This is a genomic window from Marinospirillum sp. (assembly GCF_044810985.1).
Taxonomy (GTDB): Bacteria; Pseudomonadota; Gammaproteobacteria; order Pseudomonadales; family Halomonadaceae; genus Marinospirillum.
This window is the reverse complement of the sequence record NZ_CP085242.1, coordinates 2,920,851-2,944,809: the sequence shown is the minus strand read 5'-3', so window position 1 is coordinate 2,944,809 and position 23,959 is coordinate 2,920,851. Positions and strand designations below refer to the sequence as shown.

The window sequence follows — 23,959 nt, the reverse complement described above, 5'->3', positions numbered from 1 at the left end:
GTTCTATCAAATACAGTCAAGCTTGGAATATCGAATGCCTAATGTAGCCATTATTATCCAGACTTATAACCATGCAAATTTTATCGAAAAGAACTTGCAAAGCATTCTGGAACAAGAGTGCAACTTTAGCTTTAAAATAATTGTTCATGATGATGCATCTACTGATGGTACTAAAGAGATATTAGAAAAATTCAAAAATAATAATCCTGAAATTTTTGATCTTTTTTTACAAGAACATAACACTCACTCAATGCATCTTTCTAAAAAACTAAGTTTTCTAAGACCATTTAGAGATCACATTAATAAATTTGATTATGTTGCTTTTTGTGAAGGTGATGATTTCTGGATAAAAAAAAACAAGCTACAAATACAGGTTGACTTTCTTCAAAATAACAAAAACTTTTCTTGCTGCTTTCATTCCTTTGCAGTTTTAAATAACAAAACTGGCCACATCACTTATCCCACCAATCATCCTAATGTAATTTTGTCTCCTTACGATTTAAAAACAAATAAAATTTTTGCGAGAAAATGCACTGTTCTTCAAAGAAATACTGGGGGGATTTTATTATATTTTGACGCACCTAATCATGGGGGAATTTATGAATCTTCATTTATCAAGAATGGCGACTTATTTCGAAATTCTCAAATGGGCTACTTTGGTAAGGGGATGTACTTTGGCAACTTTGTAGGCAGTGTATTCCGAGCTAATGAAGAAAGTAGCTGGGAGCATCTACCCGAAGTTGAGAAAGCACAACATAGAGCGGTATCAAGTTATTGGATTGCTAAGTTTCACGAACGTATGGGTGACTTGGATGCTGCGGAGCACTGGGCAAAAGGCGCCCTGGCAAATATGCATGCAGGGCTCCAGGATATATTTGAAAAAAAATCACAACAAACTCAAGCTGACCGGCTTTTGTTTGAGACAATCGACCAGATAAGATTAGATATGTTCGCTGGCAATCATCGCAAAGCACAACGCCAGTTAAAACTTGCTCTCAAAAAAAATCCATCCAACAGCGACCTTTTAGGGCTTCAGGAGTGGATAAAACGGGAAATCTGAATTATATGCAACCATCCATTTCTTCCCTCATTTTCGATTGTGACGGTGTCCTTCTTAATTCCAACTCAGTTAAAACCCAAGCCTTCTATCAAACTGCACTCCACTATAGTGAAGCTGCTGCTCACGCCTTGGTAGACTACCATACCGCCAATGGTGGCATTTCTCGTTACAAGAAGTTTGCCTATTTTTGTGATGTAATTTTTCCAAGCGTATCTCCTAACACCCATCCCCCTAATCTTGACGATCTGCTCTCTTTTTATGCCAAAAAAGTTCGCCATGGCTTGTTAAGCTGTGAGGTTGCTAAAGGGCTTTTTGAACTTCGAGAACTAACTGCGGGCATCCCTTGGATGATTGTTTCTGGTGGTGACCAAGCTGAGTTACAAGAAATTTTTGCTGAACGGGGTTTGCATCATCTGTTTGATGGTGGCATTTTTGGCAGCCCTGATTCCAAGGATGATATCCTCAAACGAGTGATCGCTTCAGGTTGCATCCAAAAGCCAGCTCTCTTTCTGGGTGACAGTCAATATGATTATCAGGCAGCTTCGCGTGCAGGCCTGGATTTCCTCTTTGTTAGTCAATGGACTGAAGTCAAGGACTGGCAAGCTTGGGCTGAGCAGAATGGTATCGACTCTGTGACTTCAATTAAACAACTACTCAAAAGGTTTTCATGATGGATTATCTTTCCGATGAATTTATGGCTGAGCTGCAACAAAAAACCTTCTGTGGGCCCAATGCCTGGAAGCGTTTGATGAGCTGGCTGCATGTTGATCCCGCTTTTCAGGAGTTTATGCAAGTCTGGCAGGCACAGATAGCGCCAACTTTCCATACATATCCAGCACCCACAGAACTGCCTGACATTTCTGGATTGCTTGAAACACACTTTGAAGCCTTGTATCCCGCTCAGTTTATACTTCGCTTAGCTCAACTTGTAGATGTTCCACGAAAAAACTGGCTGTTTACTGCTCTCAACGAGAAGCAGCAGGAAGTGCTTTTTGCCTGGCTGAGAGACAGTCAATTAGACCGGGATAAGGGTTTCTTGGCTGACCATTGGACTAGTACCTTGAATCAAGAACAGCTCTGCTACAAAGGCATTCCCCTCTATGCATCCTTGACTTATGAAGTTTTCAAAGAACTAGCTGCTATTTCCAACCCTCAGGTCAAGCGCTTTCGTTAAGGAGTCACCATGAAGCAACCTGCTGTTATTTCCACATTGCTTGATCGCCAGGCAAGCTTGCTGGATGCTGTTTTGCATGAACAGCCTATGGACATTATTGCTCCTCGCCTTTTCGCTGGGATTGCCCAAAGCTTGGCCAAAAAGCACCAGGTTAAAGTGCATGTTATCGAAGAAGCTGTATCCAGCTATGAAGCTCTAACTGAAACCAAGCAGCTTACTGAAAAATACAATGCTTATCTGGATGAGTCAGGCCCTCAGCTTGAAGACTGGCTTGAAACCCGAAACCAACGTACTGATCTGGCTGATCGTATTCTCACCGTTGCTCAGTCGCGTACTGAAAAACTCCTGACTCTCCACCGCGGTCTGGATGCTTTGGCTGATCAGTTTGATATCAAAGCACTCCTGGTCAATCAGGAGTATATGATCCATGAAGCTACCCTGGTTAACTGGGCCAGGCATCGTGATGTGCCCAGCATCCACTTTTGCCACTGCCCTTATACTTTCCGTAGTGTTGGCAGTATGCGTCATTTTGTTTCCAGCCACATGACCCTGACCAGTGAGCGCTGCAATCTAACCTTGGATGATATGCAAACTGGCCGAGGTGAACGCCAGGTTACTGGCTTGATTAATTGGGATGCTTATCGGGATATTGGTTTTGAGCAGCTGATTCAAATTAATGAACAACTGGAAATCCCTGATGATGCGCTGGTAATCAGCTTCTTCACCTCCTACGCCTTCCTGGAGAGCGCCTGTGCCGACCCTGAAACCTACGAAAAATCCTTGGATGCTTTTTTACAGGCAGCCGCTGAGGTTCAGGAAAACACTGAAGAAGAGCTGTTCTTTATTGTTAAGGATAGACCTTCTGGCATTTCATTTGGTGAAGAACAGGTTCGCCATAAAGCCAGGAAATTCGGCTTGGATAAAAACCTGGCTTATCTTTTTATCCGACCTGAGGTAGTCGTAGCTCGTTCAGACATAACCATTTCTTGTGGTTCGGGTATTGCCATGGAAAGTATGTCTTTGGGTAAACCCACCATTGAGCTGGTCATTCGTCAAACTTTCCTGGCCAACTTGGTTTATGGAGCTGATGACGGAGTTATTCAATGCGAACCTACTGGTCTTGCTGCCGAGTTAAAGCGACTGGTTGATGATGAAGACCTGCGTGAAGACATTGCTGATCTGGTCATTGATAGGGATGAATTAATAGAACCCACTCAGCGGCAGCAGGCGACTCAAGAATCAGCAGCTTATCTGTTGGAAATTCTGGGCCAGGAAGAAGCAGCCAAGAAAGTTCGCTCTGCTGATGATTTCTATGACCACCTGGAAGTAATGGGGCAAGATGCTCGCTTTCATCAGACCAACGCCTTTCAAGCTTGGCGCGCAAGAACCCAACCCAATGAGCTTACCGGCCAGTTGATGGGTGAACGCTATAATCAATGGCAACATAAACCTAACTTTCACTTGGTCGTTATTGCAGACAGGTCTCTTTTTGATGCTTTGGCCAATACTCTGGATAGTTTTGAATTACAAATTTACCCACATTACGGTATCAGCATCATCAGCCCTGATGCCTGCCCAGATACAAGCCTACTTGAACATCCAAATTTGCAATGGGTGCAAAGTGACTCACCCTTTGATCAAATCAATGAAGTCATTGAAGCCGTCGAGTCCGATTGGGTGATGCAGCTCTGGCCAGGTGATGAGCTACAACCCCAGGCTCTATTTAACTTGGCTGACTATGCCAATATTAACGGTGATTGGCTCGCCATCTATGGGGATGAAGTTTTAGTTCAGTCTACACACGAAGAGTTGGCCGATGATGAGTCACGATTTGCCACCAGTTTACCAGTTGACCCTATCTTCAAACCTGACTTTAATCTTGATCTGCTCCGTTCAACCGACTATGTCAACCGGGCTACAGCATTTCGTAAAGATGCCTGGCAGGCTATGGAAGGTTTCAGGCCCTTCGCTTACCGCCAAACGGAAGATTTGGTTTTCCGCATTGCTGAGCGCATGACGCTTCCTGCTATAGGGCATATTGCAGAAGTTCTTGTGGATCGGTCGGAGTATATGGATAACTTGGTTGCCAGCCCAGAAAATGAGGCACTGGGTGCACTTATTCGCCAAGAGCATCTTGATCGCTGTGGGTTTGACAAAGCACAGGTGCAACCAGGACTTTACCCTCAAATCTATAACACCCGGTATCATATTGGCAACACTGAAGTCAGTGTTGACCTTCTACTGGCTACTGCGGGATTGACTCATCAACTTAAAAACTGTCTTCAATCTCTGCAAGAGCAACAGCTCAGTAATAGTTTACATATTCACATTGCAGTGCCTACTAACCAGCAGACAGCTGAACAATGGCTTGCAGCTGAAAATATCCGTCTTCCTAATATTAACTGGGTTGAGATGAGTGCCGTCAATAATCCATTGGTTAGCCAGTGGTGTGAGCTGGTTGCAGCTACTCAATCTGAGTTCTTTATATTGGCTACAGAGCTATTGCGCTGGGTGCAGCCTAATTGGCTGGATCCTATTATTGACCAATTGCAACGTTCTGATGTTGCCATGGTGGGGCCACGTCTAGCCTCTACCAAAGCAACCCTCGTCAGTGCTGGTCAGATTCTGGGTAAGGATGGAATGGTGGGTGACCTCTATCGAGATTTTTTCCTTGAACAAGAGGTTCCTGGCCTTCCACGTGCCTGGTGTGAGCAGAGCTTTAATGCACTTAACCCTGCTTGCGTTGCGGTAAAACGAAGTTTGTTTACTGAACAGGGTGGACTAGACTCTTCTTATTCAGGTGCTCTTGCAGTCAATGACTTACAGCTCAAACTTTGCACTCATGGCCATAAGCTGGTTTGGACACCGCTCAGCAGTCTGGTTCTGACAAGCAGTCTTGCAGCACCTAGTAAGGCAGATAGCAAATCATTTAAAGACCGTTGGTTCAATCTATTACCCAGTGATCCGGCCTTTAACAAAAACCTGGAGTTGAGAGGCTCAGGAATCTATGCAGACACCCTGCTATCAGGTCGGTGGCATCCCATTCACCATCAACGCCCTCAGTTCCTAGCCGCTTACCTGGACTATCAGACAGAACAGATTGAAGTTGCAGCTGCTCTCATAAAAGGACTCAAGCAGGCAGTAAATGATGAAAAAATTCTGCTGCAAGAGCATCACTTTATGAGCTCGGCAATGCCCTCTCCCATAACTTCGGTTGAATTAGCTCGACTACTACCTGATTACTGCATTTACCTAGGGCAACCCGAACATCACAAAGATCTGATTGAAGAGACTGCAGTTTACACCCGAGTTGAGCAGTGGGTTGTCATCACCAGCCTGACTGACTGGGAGATGTGGCAACCGCTTGAACCACAAATCAGTGGGTGGCTCTTTGCTTCACAAAAGCTAAGAAACACTTGCAAACCCCAGAAAACCGTTCAAGTAATTCAAGCGGAAACCGACACAGAGAACTGGCTGAAGCTCAGTCTAGGTATACAGCAATAAGTTTTGAAAAAAATGCTAAAGCTTTCTTTCTGATGACCGATAAAGTGACTGTCCCCGGACATACTTTCTACTGAAGGAGTTCTACCATGTCTCTAGTAATCAATACCAACGTTTCAGCACTTAATGGTGCTCGCAACCTGTCCAACACTCAGGATGCACAGGCTCAGACATTCAACCGTCTATCAACTGGTCTGCGTATCAACTCTGCTAAAGATGATGCTGCTGGCTTGTACTTGGCTCAATCTCAGACCAAAGATATTAAAGGTCTGGATATGGCAACTCGTAATGCGGGTGACGGCATTTCTATGTCACAGACGGCTGAAGGTGCTCTGGATCAAATCCAGTCGAACTTGCAGCGTATCAATGAACTGGCTATTCAGTCTGCCAACGGTACTTATGATAGTGCTGCTCGTGGTGGCCTACAGAAAGAAGTTGACCAATTGACTCAGGAAATTTCTCGTATTACTGAAACAACCGAGTTTAACGGTCAGAAACTTCTGAGTACGACTGCCGCAGCCCTAACTATGCAGGTTGGCAACCAGGATGGTGATGGTTATCGTGTAGAAGCGGGTCTTTCTGGTGGTGTTGTCGCAGCCATGACCGATGCTGGTGCACTTTCAGGCATGACTAACGCCTGGATGACTAACGATGCCGGTAAAGATATTGATATCTCTACCCAAACTGCAGCCCAGGCTGCGATTACCAGTACTCGTACTGCCATTGATGGTATTTCAGAACAACGCGCCACCTTCGGTGCGGTCATGAACCGTTTTGAAACTGTTATCTCAGGTAACCAAAACTACTCTGAGAACTTGCAGGCTGCACGTAGCCGTGTTCAGGATGCTGACTTTGCAGCAGAAACCTCCAACCTGGCCAAGCAGCAGGTTCTGCAGCAAGCTGGTGTGGCAGCCCTGGGGCAAGCTAACGCTTCTACTCAGTCTGTATTGGGTCTGCTGTAAGCTTTCAAGCCTACACCTAACCCTTAAAAACGCCGAGCTTATGCTTGGCGTTTTTTTTGCTGGAGCACTTGACAAAAAAATTAAAGTTGCACCTTGACCTGCCGATAACTAAATTAATGGTCAAGACAACAACTTAAATGAGGTGTCGATTATGGCCTCAGAAATTTCAGTACAGTCCGTCTCACCAGAAGCCTTAATGAAAGGGACACAGCAGCTGCTCAGGCCAACAAAAAGCAATGACAAGAGTGTATCTGAGGGTGTTCATGATTCGAGCCCAAATAGTCAGGCCAAAGAGTTTTTAGCTGACAAGCTGGCTGACAACCTGAAAAAAGAGCTTTCATTATCTAATGAGAATCAAAAAGAAAAGAGCTTGAGCATGGAAGAGCTTCGTGAAATGCTTGATCAAATCAACAACACTCTCTACTTGCAGAACCGGGCACTTAAATTCCAGATTCACGACAAAACAGAAGACCTTGTAGTTCAGGTGCTCAATACTAAAACGGATGAAGTGGTTCGCCAGTACCCTTCTGAGGAGATACTGGCTCTACGTGGACGTTTGGTGGAAGGCAATACCGAGTCTTTTTCAACTCAGGTTTTTTAGATCACGCACGAGGTAACAGTCATGTCAGGTATCAGTTTCAATGGCTTGGGTTCAGGTATTCCCGTTCAACAGATTGTTGAAGCCACAGTAAAAGCCGAGTCCGCTCCTCTCAAACGCCTACAGAATGACAAGGATTTTTTCAGTTCACAAATCAGTGCGCTGGGCAAAATAAGCAGTCGTTTGAGTGGTCTGAAAGATGCTATGAATGATCTCCGTGGACTGGACAAATTCCAACAATTAGCTGCCAATACTGGTAATGAAGACCTCTTTACATCAACTGCAGATCACCTGGCTGGTGCAACTTCAGGGAATTACTCCATTGAAGTTATGGCTGAAGCTAAAAATTACCAACAAGTCTCAAGTAGCTATGCTAAAGCCGATACACTGGGGGCTGATACAGGTGATGTGAAGCTTGACTTTACTGGCCTAACAGATGCTGACGGCAATGCCGTAGCTGACATCTCATTGGATGTTGCCGGTAAAACTCTGGATGAAATCCGTAAAGAAATCAATAACAACGAAGACCTTAAAGGTTTGGTTTCTGCCAACTTGGTCAATGTGAATGAAACCGATGCGCGTCTTGTTATCAAATCTGACCGCACCGGAACTGATTCCAATTTTTCTGCTGATTTTTCTGGCGTAGACGCTCCAGCAGCTTTGAATGCCAAAGACTCCACAGTTGCAGGTCAGGATGCCCACATTCAAGTTGATGGTATTGACGCCTACAGTTCTACCAATAGCTTTAGTAATGTGATTACTGGTGTTGATATCGAACTGACCAAGGGTGCCAGTACGCTGGACAACAAGTCATCAACCCTGGATATTAGCCGGGATGACGAGTCAATCAAGGACAACATTGATGCCTTTGTTAAAGCCTACAATGATGTCATCATTCACCTGAATGAAGCCAAGAAAGGCTCACTTTATGGTGATAGCACCGTCCGAGCCATCGAAAGCGAGCTTCGAAATGTGGTGACGACACCGACTGAAGGTGAAGATGCCGCAGACACCCAGAACAACCTTTTGGCAATGATCGGCATCGAAACCTATGTGGATCGCAGCTATGATCCAGAAGAGGGTGGCAATTCACGCAATGGCACGCTGGAAATAGATTCCGCCAAACTTACAGAAGCTTTGGATAATAATTTTGATGAAGTGGCAACTATCCTGGGTGCCTCCAGCAAGCTGGATGATGCCCAGCCAGACGGTTATGCACAGCGCTTTGCTGATCTGGCAGATCGCTTGGTCAGTGGTGGTATTCAAAACGGCGAACCTTTCAAAGGGTTGTTGCAAATCCGCAAGGAAGGTCTGAACAATCAGGTTGACCGTATTGATGATCGCATGGAGTCAACCAATCAGCGCTTGGACTTGCTTGAAGACAGGTTGTACAGCCAGTTTAATGCTATTGAGGGCATGGTTGCCAACTTTCAATCGACAGGCAACTACCTTAATCAACAGTTTGCCAGTTTGCCCGGCTACACCCGCTAAAAGTAGCTTGGCTAGGTAGGAATTCAAGGGTATCCTTTTGGGTACCCTTTTTTTATTGTTGATAAGCGGAGCCTAGCAATGGTCTACAAAAAACACCTGCGTGGAGCAGCCCAGTATGCTCAGGGAACCAGTCGTGAAGCCGAGGTAATGGACGCCAGCCCCTACCGCCTGATCCAGATTCTGATGGAAGCCCTGATGGGTCGACTTGCAGCTACAAAAGGAGCTATCGAACGTGGCGATGCTATGGCCAAAACCCAGGCTGGTGGTCGCGCTCAAGCCATTATTACCGAGCTGCGAACCTCTTTGGATTATGAGAAAGGCCAGGATGTAGCCATTACACTCAATAGCCTTTATGACTATATGGGCCGCAGACTCGTTCAGGCGATGGCTGCTGAAGACCCAAAAATGGTGGAAGAGGTGATTAACCTGATGAAGCCGGTAAAAGAAGGCTGGGATGGGATTAAGGATGAAGCTGAAAAAGTGTTGAATGCTGGTTAGAAAATCAAGATGGCATACACTTTGCTTTAATTAATATCAGAACCCTGGCATTGCCAGTTAGGGGTCAAAACGGCAAAACCTTGCCGAAACACACGGCAAGATTTTGCCAAAGACTGCAACTGAAAAGGAGTCCTTATTATGGGTCTGGTACTTAACACCAATATGGCGGCCATGAACGCCACACGAAATCTACAAAATACTCAGGATTCACAGGCGACTACTTTTCAGCGCTTGTCGACTGGTTTGCGTATTAACTCGGCAAAAGATGATGCTGCAGGCCTTTACCTTGCTCAGTCACAAACCAAAGATATTCGTGGTCTGAACATGGCAACTCGTAATGCTGGTGATGGTATTTCCATGGCGCAAACAGCAGAAGGTGCACTGGATCAAATTGGCTCCAACCTGCAGCGTATCAATGAGTTGGCGATCCAATCAGCCAACGGTACTTATGACACAGCGGCAAGGGGCGGCTTGCAAAAAGAAGTTGATCAATTGACCATGGAAATTGCTCGCATCATTGAAACAACCGAGTTTAATGGCAAATCATTGCTCAACTCAGCTGCTACTGATTTAACCTTGCAGATTGGCTTTACCAATGAGTCAGCCTCACAGATAAAAGCAGGCATCCTATCAGGTGGTCTAGCTTCAATGGTGGGCGCGGGTTCAACAGGCATACAGAGCATTATCACCCAAGGTATTGGCTCTGGGGGTGCTATCAGTATTGCTTCACAAGCATCAGCACAGGCTTCAATTACCACCACACGCGACTCCATTGATAAAATCTCGGAAATGCGTGCCACCTTTGGTGCTGTGATGAACCGTTTTGAAGCGGTTATTTCCGGTAATGATATCTATGAGGAAAACCTTTCAGCAGCGCGTAGCCGCATCCAGGATGCCGACTTTGCTGAAGAAACCTCTAACCTCTCGAAGCAGCAGGTCTTGCAGCAAGCCGGGGTTGCCTCCCTGTCTCAGGCCAATCAATCCAGCCAGGCCATTCTGGGTCTGTTGTAATGCTTTGGAGTTACGGGCGGCTTCCCCACTCGGTGTGGCCGCTTTTTATTACTGATCAGGTCAATGGGAATTAAACATGGTACGTCGCTTAACGCCTTACCAGATGAAAAAATCAGCCGAGGCTTGGGCCTCTCAGGTGAATAATAATCGCCACCTGGAGATAGAGGTTCAGGAAGCGGATGCTCATCAACTGACTTCCATGCTTTATAAGGCTTTGATTTCTCATCTACAGGATGGAATTCGTGCACTTGAACGCCAGGACGACATCTCCAAAAACAAATGGTTGAGCAAATCCCAAACCTGTTTGACAGAACTGAGAGCTACACTTCGTCACGATATCGAACCGGATTTTGCTGCCAATCTTGATAATCTGTACGAGTATTGTGGCCGCCAGCTAGGCAAGGCCAAAGCGTCCAACAAAACTGAGCCTGTGGAAGAATGCATCCGGCTGCTTACGCCCATCCAGGAAGCCTGGGATCAGGTTCATCAAGAGGCCATCAAGTTTCGTGAAGATCTTGCAGAATTCCAGAAAAATCAGGCTGCAAAGTCTTGAAAGGCAACCCATGAGCAAACCCACAGGAAGTATTGCCGAGCTCTCCAGTCCAGAAGCTTTATTGCAAAGCCTGAAAGCCACACGCAAGTTAATCACTGAATTTGAACGTATCCAGGAAGACAGCCCGGAGCAGGACACGGAGAAACTGGAAAAACTCACACAAATTCGTGAGCAACTGCTTTTTCAAACCTTCAGTGAAGACTGGACTGAAGAAACCGTGAATCAATACCGCGAGCAACTAATAGAACTTCAGGAACTTGACCAGCAGCTTCTAAAGCTTGCAGAAGAAGTCCGAAGCGAACTCCACGCCAAACGCTCCGAAAACCAACACAACCGCAAAGCCGTCAATGCCTACGGCACGGCCAAAGGACAGTTCCAGCGCTAAGCTGTTCATCCATCCAGTTTTTGCTATACTCCCCCCTCGCTCTATTCCACTCTTAATCTGCCAAGAAAAGGATTGTCATGCTTCCTTCCATTGCCCGACGTCTTGCCGATGAACTTCAGGTGCGTGAAGCCCAGGTGGCTGCAACGGTTACTCTTCTGGATGAGGGCGCAACTGTTCCCTTTATTTCCCGTTATCGCAAAGAGGTCACCGGTGGGCTGGATGATACCCAGTTGCGTAACCTGGATGAGCGGCTGCGTTATCTGCGTGAACTGGAAGATCGCCGTGAGACCGTTATTGCTTCGGTGGAAGAACAAGGCAAGCTGACTGATGAGTTGAAAAAAGCTTTTTTACTGGCGGATACCAAACAGCGCCTGGAAGATCTTTACCTGCCCTACAAACCCAAGCGCCGTACCAAGGCCCAGATTGCCCGCGAAGCCGGTATTGAGCCTCTGGCTGATGCACTGCTGGCTGATCCAAGCCTTGATCCACAAAGTGAAGCCAGTGCTTACATTAATACTGAAGCCGGTTTTGCTGATGAAAAGGCCGTGCTGGATGGGGCCAAGCAAATCCTGATGGAGCGCTTTTCCGAAGATCCCGAGCTTTCCGGGCGTCTGCGTGATCAGCTCTGGGCCGATGGCCTCCTATCCAGCCGCGTGCTGCCCAGTCAGGAAGAAACGGGTGCCAAATATAGTGATTATTTCGAACATGATGAACGCCTGAAGGCCACCCCTTCTCACCGCGCCCTGGCCATGTTCCGTGGTCGCAATGAAGGCTTTTTGTCCTTATCCATTAAAGTGCCGGGTGAAGAAGAGATGAAGTCTCACCCTGCTGAAGCCGTAATTGCCGAGCAGTTCTCCATCAAAGACCAGGGGCGTGCTGCTGACAAGTGGCTGAATGAAGTGGTGCGTTGGACCTGGAAAGTTAAACTCTATACCCGCCTGGAAACCGAACTACTGACCCGCCTGCGCGAAATTGCTGAAGAAGCAGCAATCAAGGTTTTTGCCGAAAACCTCAAGGATGTACTTCTGGCCGCACCGGCTGGCCCGCGCCCCACTCTGGCACTCGACCCAGGCCTGAGAACCGGGGTTAAAGTGGCTGTTGCTGATGCCACGGGTAAGCTGGTCGATCATGACACCATCTACCCTCATGCACCCCACAACAAATGGCAGGACTCACTGGCGACTCTGGCCAATCTTTGCCTCAAACATCAGGTGGAATTGATCGCCGTTGGCAATGGAACCGCCAGCCGCGAAACTGACAAGCTCGCGGGTGAGCTCATCAAGGGTTTGGTGTCTTCCAAGGATGCCAAAATGAGCAAGGTGATGGTCAATGAAGCGGGGGCTTCCATCTACTCGGCTTCTGAATTTGCCGCGAAAGAATTTCCCAATCTGGATGTCACCCACCGCAGCGCCGTGTCCATCGGTCGTCGCCTGCAGGACCCTCTGGCTGAGTTGGTCAAGATTGAACCCAAATCCATTGGCGTAGGCCAGTACCAGCATGATGTTTCCCAGGTACAACTGGCGCGCACTCTGGATGCGGTGGTCGAGGATTGTGTTAATGGTGTGGGTGTGGATTTGAACATGGCTTCAGCACCCCTGCTGGCGCGAACTTCCGGCCTGAACACCGGCCTGGCGGAAAACATCGTCGCTTGGCGTGATGAAGAAGGCGCTTTCAAGGAACGCAAACAGCTGCTCAAGGTCAAGCGTTTGGGTCCCAAAGCTTACGAGCAGTGTGCCGGTTTTCTGCGCATCATGCAGGGCAAAAACCCCCTGGATGCCTCCGGCGTTCACCCCGAAGCCTATCCGGTGGTGGAAAAAATCGCCAAGGCCCATAACCGTGAAGTAACCAGCCTGATCGGTGACTCGACATTTCTGAAAAGCCTGAACCCGGCTGACTTCACGGATGAAACCTTTGGCCTGCCGACTGTGAAGGACATTATCAAGGAGCTGGACAAACCCGGCCGCGATCCCCGCCCAGAATTCAAGGCAGCTGAGTTCCTGGAAGGCGTGGAAGAAATGAAAGACCTGAAACCCGGCATGATTCTGGAAGGGGTCGTCACCAATGTGGCCAACTTCGGGGCTTTTGTTGACATTGGCGTCCATCAGGATGGCCTGGTGCATATTTCCGCACTGGCCGACACCTTCGTCAAAGACCCGAGGGATGTGGTCAAGGCCGGGGATATCGTCAAGGTCAAGGTCATGGATGTCGACCTGCCCCGCAAGCGCATTGCCCTCTCCTGCCGCATGAGCGATCAGCCCGGTGAAAATACCAGTCGCCCTATGGGTGAAGGCAAAAAAGGTGCTGGACAGGCGCGTTCCAGTCAGAAACACAACCAGCAGCAGGGTCAGATGCAGGGCAACACCCTGGGGGACCTGCTGAAAGCCGCGCAGAAGAAAAAGCAGAAGGTCTGATGTTGACTTACTTAATATATTAACTAAAATACCGGGAACACTTGCTATTCTCTATTCCAGAAGGTGCTCCCGGCATGTTAACAAAAGAACAAATCCAACAAGCAGCAGACCGCCTCTATCAGGCTGAAGTCAGTCGTCAGCAGATTCCCGCGCTGACTCTGGACAACCCTGATATGGAAATGGCCGATGCCTATGCCATCCAGAAAGCCTGGGTGGATCACAAGGTCAGTGAGGGTCGCAAGGTCATCGGCTACAAGATCGGCCTCACTTCCCGTGCCATGCAGATGTCATCCAATATTGATGAACCGGACTACGGCGTGCTGCTGGATGACATGCTGTTTGACGATGGCGCGACCATCAAGGCCTCGGATTTTCTTGACCCCCGTATTGAAGTCGAACTGGCTTTTGTACTGAAAAAACCCCTCTTTGGTGAAGACGTCACTATTTTTGATGTCATCAATGCCACCGATTACGTTATCCCCTCCCTGGAATTGATTGCGGCGCGCTGCCTGCGCACCGACCCGGAAACCGGTTACACCCGCAAGGTTTATGACACCATTGCAGATAATGCTGCCAATGCCGGGATCGTTCTGGGTGGTCGCCCTATCAAGCCTATGGATATTGATCTGCGTTGGGCCGGTTCCATGCTCTACCTGAATGGCCAGATTGAAGAAACCGGCCTGGCCGGTGGTGTTCTGGGCAACCCTCTGAAAGGCATCTGTTGGGTGTGCAAGCGTTTTGCTCCTCACGGCATTGGCCTGGAACCCGGCCAGATCATTCTTTCCGGCTCTTTCACCCGCCCGGTCCCGGTCAAAGCTGGCGATACTGTGCATGCCGATTTTGGTTCTCTGGGCGGTGTCACCCTCAACTTTGCCTAAAGCTCCACAGCATCGGGAGATAAAGATCATGGATCTACCCAAAAACCGCTTTAAACAAGGCCTGGCGACCGGCAAGCCCCAGTATGGCCTCTGGCTGGGCCTGCCGGACAACTCGGCTGCTGAAATTGCTGCTGTGGCCGGGTTTGACTGGCTGCTGATTGATGGCGAACACGCCCCTTTTGATTTGCGAACCATCCTGGCTCATCTGCAAGCCATCGCCCCCTATGATGTGGCTCCTATAGTGCGCTGCGTGGAAGGCAATGCCGCCCTGATCAAGCAGCTTCTGGATATCGGTGTGCAAACCCTGCTGGTTCCCATGGTGGAAACCGCCGAACAGGCTGAACACCTGGTCAAGGCGGTGCGTTATCCACCCCAGGGCATTCGTGGTCTGGGCACGTCTCTGGCCCGTGCTGCCCGCTGGGGCCAGGTGCCGGGTTATCTGAAAAAAGCCAACGATGAAATTTGCCTGATCGTGCAGGTGGAAACCGCCGGAGCCCTGGAGAACCTGGATGCCATCCTCCAGGTAGAGGGCGTGGATGGGGTTTTCATCGGCCCTTCTGATCTTTCTGCATCCATGGGTTATATCGGGGATGCAGGCAACCCAGCAGTGGTTAAAGCCATCAGTCAGGGACTGAACAAAATCCGGGCCGCTGGTAAATATGCAGGGCTGCTGTGTCTCGACCCTTCCCTGGCACAAAGCTATGTCCAGGAAGGTGCCAACTTTGTCGGGGTCGGAGTGGATACCATGATCCTGGCCCAGGAAACTCGCAAGCTGGCACAACGCTTTAAAGAAGGTGCGCCTGCTGAAGAACAAAAACCTCAGGCAGGCTACTAAGGCTGCTGACAACCAAGAGAAGTTCACCATGACTACCAAGACTCTGGTCAAGAGCAAACTGGTCTGTGTCGCCCTCAATGACAAGGCGCAACTGGCGGCTCTGGAAGACACTTTCAATCAAGCTCCCTACAAGAAACCGCCCACCCAGCCGGTGCTCTACTACAAGCCGCACAACACCTGGAATGTTGATGATGCTGAAATCGAGTGGGCAAAAGACTTTGACGGTCAGGAGGTACCCGAAATGGTGGTGGGTGCCAGCCTGGGCGTCGTGATTGGCAAGGAAACCTGCCGTGTCTCCGCGGAAGAAGCTCTGGATTATGTAGGCGGCTACACCGTCGTAGCGGATTATTCACTGCCCGAACAGAACTACTATCGCCCGGACATCAAAGGCAAGTGCCTGGACACCACAGCGCCGGTTGGCCCTGAAATTGTGCCTGCTGAAAAAATCAGCAACTCGGATGAGCTGACGGTCACCATCAGGGTCAACGGCCAGCAAAAAAGTGAGTTCCAGCTTGCCGGAATGGAGCGCAGCGTTCCCGAACTGATCAGCACGATTTCCTACATCATGACCCTGCAGCCCGGCGAAATCATTGCCGTGGGCTTTGCCGGTGAGCGAGTGCCGGTCGCCCAGGGTGACCAGGTTCAAGCAAGCATCCAGGGTGTTGGCACCCTGACAAACACTCTGGGAGGTGCTTAAGCCATGAGACATGCACGTATTATTCTGGATGGGCGTGAGCGGGATATTGATATTGATGCCCAGGATCGCATCACCACTTCTGAAGGCGAAACCCTGGATGTAGACCTGAATTCCGACCGGATCACCTGGCTGCCTCCGGTGAAAAACCCAGGCACCATTTTTGCGCTGGGCCTGAACTATGCGGATCATGCAACCGAACTGGCTTTTGAGCCACCCAAGGAACCCCTGGTTTTCATCAAGCATGCCAATACCCTGACCGGTCACAAGCAGGTCAGCTACCGCCCGGATAACATCGACTACCAGCACTACGAGTGTGAACTGGTGGCGGTGATTGGCAAGCAGGGCAAGAACATCAAGCGTGAAGAGGCGCTGGATTATGTCGCCGGTTACACCGTCTGCAATGACTTTGCCATCCGTGATTATCTGGAAAACTACTACCGCCCCAACCTGCGGGTGAAAAGCCGTGATTCCCTGTTGCCTATGGGGCCCTGGATCGTGAACACCGCTGATGTGCCCAATGCCAACAAGCTGCGCCTGACCACCGAGGTCAACGGCAAGATCACCCAGGATGGCTCCACCCAGGACATGATTTTTGATGTGCCTTTCCTGATTGAGTATCTGAGCAAGATCATGACCCTGAACCCCGGCGACATGATCGCCACAGGAACTCCGCATGGCGTAGCGGATATGCAACCCGGCGACACCGTGGTTTGCACCCTGGAAGCTATTGGTTCTCTGGAAACCCGCATCGTCTCCGAGAAAGACTATTACGGCGACAACTATTGATACTGCGACCCCACTGATTTTCAGGAGATAAAGACATGAGCGATACCCTGGCAAGCAACCTCGCCCGCGCCCAGCAATATCTGGAGCGCTTCAAGAACAACACCACCGGTCACTACATCAAGGGTGAATTCACTCTGGGCACAGGTGGCCGTGAATACGACAACCTGACCCCGACGGACAACACCTCGATTGGCAAGGTCATGGCGGGTTCCATCAAGGATGTTGATGCCGCCTGTGAAGCCGCCGAAGAAGCCTTTGAAGCCTGGGCAACCATGCCGGGTTCCGAGCGCAAACGCCTGCTCAACAAGTTTGCCGACCGGGTGGTGGAGCGTGCGGATGAAATTGCTCTGGTCGAGTCCATGGATTGTGGTCAGGCTGTGCGCTATATGAAAAAAGCTGCCGAGCGCGGTGCCGCCAACTTCCGCTTCTTTGCCGATAAGGCACCTGAAGCCCAGGACGGTCAGGCCACCCAGCAGCCCGAGCACACCAACTTCACGGTACGCAAAGCAATTGGCCCGGTGGGCATCATCACTCCCTGGAACACCCCCTTCATGCTTTCCACCTGGAAGATTGCCCCCGCTCTGGCCGCAGGCTGCACCGTGGTTCACAAACCCGCGGAACTGACCCCTTTAAGCGCCCAGATTCTGGCGGAAATTGCCGATGAGGTTCTGCCCAAGGGCGTGTGGAATATGGTCAATGGTTTTGGTGAAGATGTCGGCAAGCGCCTGACTGAACACCCGGCCATCAAGGCTGTAGCCCTGGTGGGTGAATCAGCCACCGGCTCGCACATCATGCGTCAGGGTGCCGATACCCTCAAGCGCATGCACTTTGAGCTGGGCGGCAAAAACCCGGTCATTGTATTTGATGATGCCGACTTTGAGCGTGCCCTGGATGCGGTGGTCTTCATGATCTACAGCCTGAATGGTCAGCGCTGCACTTCTTCCAGCCGTCTGCTGATTCAAAGCGGCATTCGTGACCGCTTCATGGCTGCCCTGGAACAACGCGTCAAGAATCTGAAAGTCGGTCACCCTCTGGACCCCAACAGCGAAGTCGGGCCTCTGGTGGCCACCGAGCATTTCAACAAGGTGCTCAGCTACTTTGACATAGTTAAGGATGACGGTGCCCAGGTGGCCGTGGGCGGCAAGCGTATCACTGAAGCTGATGGCGGGCTGGACCCGGCGGGCAACTATGTTGAACCCACCCTGTTCACCCAGGCCAATAATAAGATGCGCATTGCCCAGGAAGAAATCTTTGGCCCGGTGCTGACCGCAATCAGTTTCGAGACCGAAGAAGAGGCCATCCAGATGGCCAATGACACCGACTATGGTCTGTCCGGCTACATCTGGACGGAAAACACCGGCCGTGCCATGCGTATGGCCCAGAAGGTTGAAGCCGGTATGTTGTGGGTGAATTCCGAAAACAACCGCAACCTGCCTGCACCTTTCGGCGGCATCAAGATGTCCGGTATAGGTCGTGACGGTGGTGACTGGAGTTTTGATTTCTACATGGAAACCAAAAACGTCTGCATCGCTCACGGAACCCATCGGGTGCCCCAGATCGGCAAAGGCTGATCCAGGCCTTTAGAAGGTGGGTGCCTGCTGGTACCCGCCTTCTGCTATAGTCATCTTATGCATGACAGCAACCACAGCGAATGGATACCCAATATCATTCTTGGACAGGATTATGATCGGCGTTATATTGATGCGCCGATACATTATGATGTTCTGGAAAATCTTGCCGTTTTCTTTGGCCGCGACATGCCGGTTCACCGCCATGCCCAGTACCTGCAGATCCACTATATTGATCGGGGTGAGTTGCACTTTCATATTGATGACAAGATTTATCAGGCTCAGGGCCCGGCTCTGGTGCTCACGCCTCCTTCCGTTCCGCATTCCTTTTTAACCAGTCAGGATGCCTGTGGTCATGTCCTGACCCTGCACCAGTCATTGCTCTGGCAGCTTCTTAAAGAGGGACTCCAACAGGATCTGGAGCAGGAGCTCAATCAGGAAATGTGTATTGCCTTTCACGACCTTAATGAGGAAGAAGGTGTGCACTGGCGCACCCTGGTACAGACTCTGGAAAACCTTCGCAGCGAATGGAATCGGGACGAACCTGCCAAGGACTTAGCCCTGCAAACCCTGGTGCGCCTGCTGCTGATACAGATCAGCCGCTTGACGGCCAAGGAAGCCGCCAGCACCACAGTGAACAATGATGGTCTTCAGTCATTCCGGCAGTTCTCCAGCCTGATTCAGGAACACTACCGGGAGCACTGGCCACTGGCTTATTACACCCGCATTCTGGGGCTTTCAGAAAGCCGCCTCCACCAGATCTGCCGGCGCATTGCCAACCGCTCCCCGAAAAAGATCATTCATGATCACCTGGTACAGGAAGCCAAACGCTTACTCACTTTCAGCAACCTGGCCAGCAGTGATATCTGCTATCAGTTGGGTTTTAGTGATCCGGCCTATTTTTCCCGCTTTTTTAAACGCCATACCGGAATAACCACCCAGCAATTCCGGCAACAACAGCGCTGATTTTTATTATTAAACCTTTATCAATTTACTCAGAGTCGATAAAATTAATGCATCCATTAATTAGTGTAGAGCCTAATGCTTAAATACCAAGAATCCCTGCCGCTTAAATTACTGAAAGCACGCGAAGCAACCATGAACTTCTTTCGACCTGTTCTTCAGGAAATTTCACTGACTGAACAACAGTGGCGCATTATTCGCGCCCTGGCTCAGCATCAGGAACTGGAATCCAAGCAACTGGCGGATCTTTGCTGCATTCTCAGCCCCAGCCTGACCGGCATTATCAATCGCCTGGAACAACAGGATTACATTCAGCGCCGCCGTTCTGCAGAAGATCAGCGCCGCGTGCTCATCAGTCTGACCGACAAGGCCCAGACCATGTTTGAGCAGGTCACTCCCCTGCTGGAAGACCGTTACCGTGAAATCACCGAGCAGTTCACCCAGGAGAATCTGGATCAACTCAGTGAACTGCTCAACAAGCTGTCAGCGCTCAAACCGGAAAGCAAAAAAACCGAGTGCGAATCCTGAGAGCTTTTGCTCAGTCATTCAAAGGCACGACCAGTACCGGGCGCTTTGAGTGGCTGAGGGTTTTGGCCGCAGTCGATCCCACCAACACCTGACCCAGGCTTGAATGCTTACGGGTTCCCATAACGATCACATCAGCATCCATTTCATCCGCCACCCTGAGAATCACTTTCCAGGGAGTGCCCTCCTCAACCTGAACACTCACCTGCTCGGTATCCAGCTTGTCATCCTCTTCCAGCTCCTGCTCACAGAATCTTTGCAGGCGTCCCTGCACCTTGGTTTTCAGCTTGCCGATTCCCTCTTCCAGAAAACCCTCAACATCCTGTTTTTCCATCATGTTACTGAGCACACTGCGTGCCGTGGCCGAGACGGACTCAATCACATGCAGGTAGGTGATTCTGGATTCATAGTGATTGCAAAGACTGACTGCGGCCCGAAAGGCAGGGCGTGAACCGGCCTCCAGGTCCGACACATAAAGTATTTTTCTGAAATCCGACAGCATTTAATCCCTCCGGCCCCTGGTTCATGGGCATTCAATAATCAAATCTCTTTGCTGATTTGCATCAGTGATACAAAAGCTCAGGCAAAAAGAGGGCAATCTGGGCAATAAAAAGCACTAACAGCAAACGGATAATGTCGGCAAACCAGAAGGGGGTCACCCCCTTGAAGATGGTTCCCGTTTTGATATCCCGGATCACCGCACTGAGTACAAACACATTCATACCCACGGGTGGAGTAATCAAGCTGATTTCTATGGCAATCACCACCACAATACCGAACCAGACCAGATCAAAACCCAGACTGGCCACCACCGGATAAAAAATCGGAATGGTCAGAAGCATCATGGACAGGCTTTCAAACACCATGCCCAGAAGCAGGTAAATGCCCATGATCGCAAGAATGACCACTATAGGTGCCACATCCAGGGAAGTGACCAAACTCAGCAGATAATCCGGCAGACCGGCCCGATTCACAAAGTCGGAAAAAATCAGTGCCCCGATGACCACAGTAAAGAGCATGATTGAAGTGCGTGCCGTATCCGAAAAAGTATCAAACAGGCTGCTCCAGGTCAGGGATTTGCGCAGCAGGGCAATCACAAAGGCACCCCCGGCACCGATACCAGCGGCTTCGGTAGGCGTGAAAACCCCCAGATAAATCCCACCCATGACCAGAACAAAAAGCCCCAGCACGCCCAGTACGCCTCTGAGTGCCTTGATTCGATCCGGCCAGGCGGTTTTTTCCCCGGCCGGACCGGCAGCTGGATTGCGCCAGACAACATAGCGCACCGCACCCAGATAAAGCAGTACCCCCAGAAGACCGGGTAAAAAACCGGCTGCAAAGAGTTCGCGGATACTGGTTTCCGTCAGCAGACCATAAATAACCAGAATCACGCTGGGAGGAATCAGGATACCCAGAGAACCGCCTGCGGCAATGGTGGCAGCAGCCAGGGAGTCACTGTAGCCATACTTGCGCATGGAGGGCATGGCCACCCGCGACATAGTCGCCGAAGTGGCCAAACTGGAGCCACTGATTGCAGAGAAGCCGCCACAGGCAACCACGGTAGCCATGGCCAGCCCGCCTTTACGATGGCCCAAAAAGGCATTGGAGGCCTGATAAAGCTCGTGGGACAAACCGGAACGCATCACCAGGTTGCCCATGAGGATAAACAGGGGAATCACCGACAGGCTGTAGTTCTGAACGGTACCAATCACCCGGTTGGAAGCCATGGAAAGCACGCCTGTCCAACGATAGGTATCCCAGTTGTCCCAGCTCAGCCCCATGGTGGCTGCAAAGCCGAAAAAGCCAACCAGCCCCATGGCAAAGGCAATGGGCATCCTTACCACAATGATCAGGAAAAGAAGAACGGCAAAGCCGATGAGAAGAATGGACATAACAAGGACTCGTTCAGGGAATTATTTGGCTTGGTCTTGAAAGAAAATCCGGTAAATACCGTAAGTTAGCATGCCCAAGGCCGTTATCCAGCTCATCACAGCGATATAAAGAACTATGTATCCGCTTGGAATCCCCAGAAATTCGGTGGTTTCGCCACGCATAATGGAACGCTCTCCCAGCTCATAAATACGTGAACCCAGGAAGTAGAAAGCAACGGAAATCACCAGAGCAGCCAGAAGGGACAACCCTTTGAGCAGACCTGAGGGAAGAAAACGATCCAGCAAATCCACGACCACATGACCGCCTCGCCAGGTGACCACCGGCATGGCCGCAAAAACCATGATCGCCAACCCGGATCGGGTTAGTTCAATCGCGCCGGGGACCGGATTGTTAAACAGGTAGCGGCCTGTCACATCCACACAGGTCAGCAACATCAGAGCCATCAGCATCACCACAGCCAAAAGCTCCAGGAGAAAGGCCAGCCAGCGGGCTGGCCCCTTCTCGTCATAGTGACCCTTCAACCAGGTAACAAATGACATGTCTTGCTCCTAGTTGTTCTGCGCTTCGTAGTCGCGAGCGATACGACGCAGATCTTTCAGGGCCTGGGCGGCATCAACGCCTTTGGCAGAGACACTTTCAATCCATTGCTGATCCATGCCTTCCGTCAATTTACGGAATTCACGAACCCTGGGGTCATTTTCGCTCAGCTCGACCACTTTGGTGCCTTGTTCACGAGCATATTCAATGCCTTTGACATCGGCTTCATCCCAGGCACGGCCGGCCAGAGTGGAGAGCTTTTTGCCCGAAACACTGCGAATGGCTTCGGCATCACGCTCATCCAGGGATTCCAGGAAATAGGGGTCGATGAACATGGAGAAGCTACCCAGATACAGACCACCGGGGAAAAGGGTCAAGTTGGGAGCCACTTCGTCCAGGCGCAGTGAGCGGTGATCCTGGGCAGGCATAAACACACCGTCAATTACACCCTGCTGCAGCATCTCGTAAACCCGTGAGCCAGGTGCGGAAACAGGAGTCACGTCCAAACGCTCAGCCAGTTCCGATTGAACACCACCGCCGCTGCGGATGCGCTTGTTTTTCAGATCACCCAGACTTTCAATAGGTTCGCGGGTATGCAGCTGGCCAGGGCCATGTGTCAACAGAGCCAGCAGCTCCAGACCCTGATATTCATCGGCCTGGGCAAAGTGTTCCTGATGAACTTCCCAAAGAGCAGTGGAGGCAGCCTCAGCCGTCACGCCCATACCGGGTTGTTCAACGGCCATGGGCAGATTAAAGCGTCCGGGTACATAGCCGTGATAACTCCAACCGGCATTGATGACACCGTCTTCCACCAGTTCAAAGTAGCTGCCTGGGTGGCCCAGATCGTATTCGATCTTGACTTCCACCCGGCCATCAGTGGCCTCTTCAACCCACTCGGCCCAGGTGGGCCAGACAACCGTGTTCATGGGGTTGCTGGGCGGCATCCAGGTGCCTACCACCAGCGTTGTCGATGCGGATACCAGGCCGGAACCTGCAATACCTGCGGCCAGCATGGAAGCAGTAGCCAGAGTTTTAAAGTTTTTGCCTAGGAAGTTCATGGCGTGTCTCCGATTGTAATTTTTTTAAAGACGTTCGATTGAGCGCTATCTTTTTATAGTGATGCTGTTTTTTTGATTGATACAGATGATTGCTCTAAGGGTTGAGTTCCACCTCCTTTACTTGGCAAACAGTGAGTGAATATTGTTTTTGTTGAACTTGAGAACCGGGTCCAGCTCGGTCATCTCAAAGGAAATCTGGCAATAGCTCTGATCCGTGATGGGTTGCATCCAGGCACACAGGATTTCAAAAACCCTTTCTGCAACCTGTTTCTTCAACTCCATATCCCGACCGTGACCGATTTTCAGAGTCAGATTCACAAAGGCAAAATCCTCGCGTCCATCAGCCACCCGGAAGTCATCACAACGGATGGCCCGGCTGCGCACACCACCCAGAGGAAAGGCACCCGTGGAAACCACATACTCATGCAGTTCTTTGAACAGGGGCTGAAATTCCAGCCGGTGGTGCAGGTTGCCCGAATACTCAACGATGAAATGCGGCATCTGTTACCTCAAAAAATCCAGTGGGTGGTTCATTCAAATCTAATTAACATATTAAGTTTTGTCAACGTTACCGA

Annotated in this window: 24 protein-coding genes; 19 read left to right on the top strand and 5 right to left on the bottom strand. The window is 50.0% G+C overall.

Going from position 1 to position 23,959, the window contains the following annotated elements; all coding sequences use genetic code 11:
• Positions 1–34 precede the first annotated feature (34 nt).
• The 19 genes from LG323_RS13920 to hpaR all read left to right on the top strand — a co-directional run bounded on the left by LG323_RS13920 (position 35) and on the right by hpaR (position 19,899).
• The gene (locus LG323_RS13920) at positions 35–1,060 is read left to right on the top strand and encodes a glycosyltransferase (protein ID WP_404417404.1); all 1,026 of its coding nucleotides are present in this window, start codon (positions 35–37) and stop codon (positions 1,058–1,060) included.
• 5 nt (positions 1,061–1,065) lie between these two features.
• Positions 1,066–1,731 carry an HAD family hydrolase gene (locus LG323_RS13915; protein WP_404417401.1) on the top strand — a complete coding sequence of 222 codons (666 nt, stop codon included), beginning with the start codon at positions 1,066–1,068 and terminating at the stop codon, positions 1,729–1,731.
• A complete protein-coding gene (locus tag LG323_RS13910; RefSeq protein WP_404417398.1) occupies positions 1,728–2,234 on the top strand; it encodes a hypothetical protein in 507 nt (168 codons plus the stop codon). Before LG323_RS13915 ends, LG323_RS13910 begins: the two co-directional genes overlap by 4 nt.
• Positions 2,235–2,243: 9 nt before the next feature.
• A complete protein-coding gene (locus tag LG323_RS13905) occupies positions 2,244–5,738 on the top strand; it encodes a hypothetical protein (protein ID WP_404417395.1) in 3,495 nt (1,164 codons plus the stop codon).
• 86 nt (positions 5,739–5,824) lie between these two features.
• Positions 5,825–6,697 (top strand): flagellin, encoded by an 873-nt coding sequence (locus tag LG323_RS13900; protein ID WP_404417392.1) that lies wholly within the window; start codon positions 5,825–5,827, stop codon positions 6,695–6,697.
• Between the two features lie 151 nt (positions 6,698–6,848).
• On the top strand, positions 6,849–7,298 hold the full coding sequence (locus LG323_RS13895) for a flagellar protein FlaG (protein WP_404417390.1): 450 nt from the start codon (positions 6,849–6,851) through the stop codon (positions 7,296–7,298).
• 21 nt (positions 7,299–7,319) lie between these two features.
• Positions 7,320–8,786: a flagellar filament capping protein FliD gene (fliD, locus tag LG323_RS13890; RefSeq protein WP_404417387.1), complete on the top strand. Its 1,467-nt coding sequence runs from the start codon at positions 7,320–7,322 to the stop codon at positions 8,784–8,786.
• A 78-nt stretch (positions 8,787–8,864) separates the two neighbouring features.
• Entirely contained in the window at positions 8,865–9,284 is a 420-nt protein-coding gene (fliS, locus tag LG323_RS13885; RefSeq protein WP_404417384.1) for a flagellar export chaperone FliS, read from the top strand.
• A 138-nt stretch (positions 9,285–9,422) separates the two neighbouring features.
• Positions 9,423–10,295: a flagellin gene (locus tag LG323_RS13880; RefSeq protein WP_404417382.1), complete on the top strand. Its 873-nt coding sequence runs from the start codon at positions 9,423–9,425 to the stop codon at positions 10,293–10,295.
• A 76-nt stretch (positions 10,296–10,371) separates the two neighbouring features.
• Positions 10,372–10,848 carry a flagellar export chaperone FliS gene (fliS, locus tag LG323_RS13875; RefSeq protein WP_404417379.1) on the top strand — a complete coding sequence of 159 codons (477 nt, stop codon included), beginning with the start codon at positions 10,372–10,374 and terminating at the stop codon, positions 10,846–10,848.
• A 10-nt stretch (positions 10,849–10,858) separates the two neighbouring features.
• Positions 10,859–11,233, top strand: a complete 375-nt coding sequence (locus tag LG323_RS13870) for a hypothetical protein (protein WP_404417376.1) — start codon at positions 10,859–10,861, stop codon at positions 11,231–11,233.
• Between the two features lie 77 nt (positions 11,234–11,310).
• Positions 11,311–13,644 (top strand): Tex family protein, encoded by a 2,334-nt coding sequence (locus LG323_RS13865; protein WP_404417374.1) that lies wholly within the window; start codon positions 11,311–11,313, stop codon positions 13,642–13,644.
• Positions 13,645–13,718: 74 nt separating this feature from the next.
• On the top strand, positions 13,719–14,522 hold the full coding sequence (gene hpaH / locus LG323_RS13860) for a 2-oxo-hept-4-ene-1,7-dioate hydratase (protein WP_310698010.1): 804 nt from the start codon (positions 13,719–13,721) through the stop codon (positions 14,520–14,522).
• 28 nt (positions 14,523–14,550) lie between these two features.
• Entirely contained in the window at positions 14,551–15,357 is an 807-nt protein-coding gene (hpaI, locus tag LG323_RS13855) for a 4-hydroxy-2-oxoheptanedioate aldolase (RefSeq protein WP_404417371.1), read from the top strand.
• Between the two features lie 28 nt (positions 15,358–15,385).
• Entirely contained in the window at positions 15,386–16,054 is a 669-nt protein-coding gene (locus LG323_RS13850; RefSeq protein ID WP_404417368.1) for a fumarylacetoacetate hydrolase family protein, read from the top strand.
• Between the two features lie 3 nt (positions 16,055–16,057).
• Positions 16,058–16,840 carry a fumarylacetoacetate hydrolase family protein gene (locus LG323_RS13845; protein ID WP_404417365.1) on the top strand — a complete coding sequence of 261 codons (783 nt, stop codon included), beginning with the start codon at positions 16,058–16,060 and terminating at the stop codon, positions 16,838–16,840.
• 35 nt (positions 16,841–16,875) lie between these two features.
• A complete protein-coding gene (hpaE, locus tag LG323_RS13840; RefSeq protein WP_404417362.1) occupies positions 16,876–18,411 on the top strand; it encodes a 5-carboxymethyl-2-hydroxymuconate semialdehyde dehydrogenase in 1,536 nt (511 codons plus the stop codon).
• Positions 18,412–18,468: 57 nt separating this feature from the next.
• Complete coding sequence (hpaA, locus tag LG323_RS13835) at positions 18,469–19,374, top strand: 4-hydroxyphenylacetate catabolism regulatory protein HpaA (protein WP_404417359.1); 906 nt, start codon at positions 18,469–18,471, stop codon at positions 19,372–19,374.
• A gap of 75 nt (positions 19,375–19,449) precedes the next feature.
• Positions 19,450–19,899 carry a homoprotocatechuate degradation operon regulator HpaR gene (hpaR, locus tag LG323_RS13830; RefSeq protein WP_310694974.1) on the top strand — a complete coding sequence of 150 codons (450 nt, stop codon included), beginning with the start codon at positions 19,450–19,452 and terminating at the stop codon, positions 19,897–19,899.
• 10 nt (positions 19,900–19,909) lie between these two features.
• Here hpaR and LG323_RS13825 read toward each other — a convergent pair whose 3' ends face one another.
• The 5 genes from LG323_RS13825 to LG323_RS13805 all read right to left on the bottom strand — a co-directional run bounded on the left by LG323_RS13825 (position 19,910) and on the right by LG323_RS13805 (position 23,885).
• Positions 19,910–20,398: a universal stress protein gene (locus tag LG323_RS13825; protein WP_310694976.1), complete on the bottom strand. Its 489-nt coding sequence runs from the start codon at positions 20,396–20,398 to the stop codon at positions 19,910–19,912.
• Between the two features lie 61 nt (positions 20,399–20,459).
• Positions 20,460–21,788 (bottom strand): TRAP transporter large permease, encoded by a 1,329-nt coding sequence (locus LG323_RS13820; RefSeq protein ID WP_404417355.1) that lies wholly within the window; start codon positions 21,786–21,788, stop codon positions 20,460–20,462.
• A 21-nt stretch (positions 21,789–21,809) separates the two neighbouring features.
• Positions 21,810–22,328, bottom strand: a complete 519-nt coding sequence (locus LG323_RS13815; RefSeq protein ID WP_404417352.1) for a TRAP transporter small permease — start codon at positions 22,326–22,328, stop codon at positions 21,810–21,812.
• A gap of 9 nt (positions 22,329–22,337) precedes the next feature.
• Positions 22,338–23,384: a TRAP transporter substrate-binding protein gene (locus tag LG323_RS13810; RefSeq protein ID WP_404417349.1), complete on the bottom strand. Its 1,047-nt coding sequence runs from the start codon at positions 23,382–23,384 to the stop codon at positions 22,338–22,340.
• Between the two features lie 117 nt (positions 23,385–23,501).
• A complete protein-coding gene (locus tag LG323_RS13805) occupies positions 23,502–23,885 on the bottom strand; it encodes a 5-carboxymethyl-2-hydroxymuconate Delta-isomerase (RefSeq protein ID WP_404417346.1) in 384 nt (127 codons plus the stop codon).
• Positions 23,886–23,959: the final 74 nt, after the last annotated feature.